Genomic DNA, 3,645 nt, shown 5'->3' with positions numbered 1-3,645 from the left:
GCCCATCCACAGGTCCACGTCCGTACGGTCGACGCCGAAGAACTCGCCGACGCCCCGCCCGGACCCTCGCGTCCTTCCACCTGCGCGATGACGTCGTCCATCACCGCCCGCCAGTCGCACCCGGTCACGTCGGGCACCGCCCCCACCACGAGGTGCGCCGCCAGGTAGCGCTCCATGGGCTGGACGTCGCAGATCATCAGCAGCCGGTACAGGGCGTTGGTACAGGCCCGGTAGATCAGGTAGTCGGGGCGGCTCCACATCGAGCCCTGCGGGTCGGCGCGTCGCAGCAGGCGGTGGAACTCGCTGTACTCGGTGCGGATGTCCTGGTTCCACCGCACGTACGCCCCGGCGTCCCCGGTGGCCGCAGCCCGGACGCGGTACTCCAGCGGGAGCCCGTGCAGGTCGCCGCCCGCCTCCAGGAGCTCCTCGGTGGTCCGCCACGCCTGGGCGGACCAGCGGGCCCACTCCTGTTCCCACGGGGTGGTCCGGCCTTCCACGATCCGGGTCATGAGCGCCGCGACCGTGTCGGACATCCGGGCGCGCCGGGTCTCGAACGCCGTGCGCAGCCGGCCGTCGGGGTCCTCGTACAGGAGGAAGTCCTCCAGGTGGGAGACGTACGACCAGTGCCCGCCGACCAGGCCCTCGACGTGCGCGCAGGCGTGCAGGGTCAGGACGGTCACGGCGAACTCCACCCGGGCGGCGGCGCCGTCGCCGTGGGCGGCGAGGAAGCCGGAGCCGGCGCGCAGGGCGGGCAGGCCGCTGCGCAGGAGCCGGGTGCGCAGGGCGGTGCCGTCGGTGCCGATCAGGCTGCGCAGCGGGGCGAGGTCGACGGGTTCCACGCGGACGGTGTTGTCCTCGACGATCGGCCCGTACGGCGGGGCGATCAGTTCGGCGCGGCCCGCGCGTTCGGCCTCACGGAGGAGGTCCTCGGGGGCGGGGCCGCCGGTGGAGGGGTGGGCGCGGAGCCACGCACGTACGGTGGCGGCGCCGTGGTCGGCCGCGGCGGCCACGTCGCCGGCCCGGCCGGGCGGGCCCTGGATGCGCAGCCGCAGGTGGGGGCCGTGGAGCCAGTGGCGTTCGACGTGGGCGGTGAGCCCGGCCGCGGTGATCTCGTCGGCGAGGGGCAGCAGGGCGTCCCGGAGCAGGGGGCCCTTGACCGGCTGGTGGTAGTACGCGACCACGTCGCGGGCCAGGGCGTCGGCCGCCCGGGCCGCGTCCTCGGCCGGGCCGGGGGCGGGGCGTCCGCCGGGGACTTGGTGGACCTGGTCATGCGTGGGGCCTTCCTTCCCGGTAGGTCTCGACGACGAGTTCCACGGCCTGGGCGGCCCGGTCCCGGCCGCCGGGCGCGGGCAGTGCCTCCTCCAGGACGGCGCCGTCGGTGTGGCGGGTGAGCCATTTGGCCAGGTTGCGCAGGTGCAGGGCGTTGCCCAGGTCGACGAACTGCGGCTTGGGCCGGCTCAGCCCCGCCACGAAGGACTCGGCGAACTTCCCCGGGTCGGTGCCCGGCGCCGCCGGGCGCAGGAAGATCTGGTCGGGCAGGTCGAGCAGGGCGCGCCAGCGGGCGACGGCGGTGAGCGGGAGCGGGCGCTGTTCCTCCAGGTCGGCGCGCAGCCGGGCCACCGTGCCGGCGTCGAGGTACCAGCAGCGGCGTTGCAGCACCAGGTGCCGGTGGCGCAGCCGGGCGGTGCGCAGGACCTGGCCGCCGGGGGCCGGGACGGCCTCCGCCGGGGCCAGGCCGCCCAGGCCGACGACCCCGGCGGGGTGGTCGCTCAGGTGGGCGGCGAGGCGGCCGGGGAGCATCACGGGGGCGAGGAAGCCGGCGTAGAGGACGTCGAGGATCTCGCCGGTGGCGTGCAGCCGGAGCCTGAGCTGGTCGCTCGCGGGGTCGTGGACGAGCTCCACCTCGGGCTCGGCGAGGGAGGTCCAGCGGCGGTCGGGGCCGATCTCGTCCGGGACGAGGAGGGGGTGGAGGTTGGCGTTGAAGCCGCCGACGGGGCGGACGGCGACCGCGCGTGCGCCGGGGCCGAGGCCCTCGCGGATCCGGGCGGCGACCGCCTCGGTGGCCGCCGGGTCCATGCCGTCCAGGAACCGGCTGGTGAAGCGGCCCCAGCCGCCGTAGACGTGGTTGACGCACAGGAGGCCGTCGGTGCTGTCCCGCTGGACGAAGTACGCGTAGCTGGTGGGGCGTTCGCGGATCCACGCCGGGAGGCGGCGGCCGAGGCCGGGCAGCAGGTCCGGTGGGAGGAGGACCTCGGCCGCGCCGGGTGTCCTGCGGGCCCGGGCGCGGACCGACTCGGTGACCGCACGGCGCAGCGCGGCGAGTTCGGCCAGGCCGGCGGGCCAGCCGTCGGGGGCGGCGGGGTCCTGGGCGGTGAGTCGGCCGGCCTCCTCCCAGGCCGCGGCGATGTCCGCGCCGAACTCCCAGGGGTGGCGGCAGGTGCCGCCGGGGCCGTAGCGGGCCACGAAGCGGTCGCGGGCGATCCGGCGCATGACCTGGCCGAGGTCGAAAGCCTCGGCGAGTGCGGTCAGTTCGGCCAGGGCCTGGTGGTCGGCGGCGCCCAGGAAGCCGTCGAGGTCCAGCGGGCGGGTGGCGACCGCGTCCTCGGTCAGGACGTCCATCCGTGGCGTGCCGCCGCGGTCGGGCAGCGGGTGCCCGGCGTCGGCGAGCAGGGCGCGCCAGTGGGCGGTGAGCCCGGCCAGTGCGGCGGGACGCCGGTCGGACGGCAGTGCGGCGAAGGCGCGGGTCCGCGCCGCCGCCTCCTCGATGCGGTCGGCGAGGGCGCCGGCCGTCGTGCCGGCCGTGGGGGCGGCGCTCCGCAGCCAGGTGGCCAGCGAGGTCAGCGCGGCGGGGTCCTGCGGGGCGACGGGTTCGGCGGGGACGAGCAGGCCCGCGGCCAGGAGGCGAGCCAGGTAGGCCGCGGCCGGGCCGCCCCCGGCCCGCTCCGCGGCGGCCGGCCCGCCGCCGCGCCGCAGGGCGGTGTCGAGTCGGGCGGTCAGGTCGGCCAAGGAGAGGGGCTCGGCGGCGAGTTCGTCGAGGAGGGCGAGCGGGGGCGTGGCCGGGAGGGCGAGTTCCTCTTCGGTGGTGTTCAGGTGGCGCCCGCCGGTGAACAGGTGGCGGACCCGGGCGTACGCCGCGCGGCCGTCCTGGGTCCGGGCGCTGCTGGTCATGCGGTAGAGCAGGGCGTCCCGGTGGGCGGGGTCCTCGGCCAGGGCCGCGGTCAGCGCGCCGACCAGGGCCCGGTTGACCCGCACGACCGGGGCGAACGGCGCCTCGTGCAGCCCGGCTTCGCCCCACGCGACCGGGGCGTCGGGCACGGGCACCGGGCCCGCCGGGGCCCGGCCGGCCCGCAGGGGGCCCCAGCCGACGGCGGTGAACCAGGACAGGGGGCTGGTCTTGGTGCTGGCCCGCAGGGCGTACCGGAGGACGGCCGGTTCCTCCTTGCGGGAGCGCCGGTCGTCGGCGCCGTGCGCGGCGCGGTCCACGGCGCGCAGCAGGTCGGGGCTGATGAGGGCGACGGCCCGGCCGAGTGCGGGTTCCCGGCACAGGGCGGCGAGCGCGGCGCGTTCCGCGGCGAGGGCGGGTCCGGCGAGCGCGTCCAGGGTGGCGAGGAGTGCGGACCGGTGTTCGTGCAGGCCCAGCCAGGT

2 protein-coding genes are annotated in these 3,645 nt (G+C 77.5%); both read right to left on the bottom strand.

Going from position 1 to position 3,645, the window contains the following annotated elements:
* A partial coding sequence (locus EF918_RS33750) for a lantibiotic dehydratase C-terminal domain-containing protein (protein WP_148141317.1) occupies positions 1-1,181 on the bottom strand: 1,181 nt, incomplete at its 3' end.
* Between the two features lie 85 nt (positions 1,182-1,266).
* A partial coding sequence (locus tag EF918_RS33745) for a lantibiotic dehydratase (RefSeq protein WP_125652700.1) occupies positions 1,267-3,645 on the bottom strand: 2,379 nt, incomplete at its 5' end.

Source organism: Streptomyces sp. WAC06614 (assembly GCF_003949795.1).
Lineage (GTDB): Bacteria > Actinomycetota > Actinomycetes > Streptomycetales > Streptomycetaceae > Streptomyces.
This window is presented reverse-complemented; position numbering and strand designations above follow the sequence as displayed.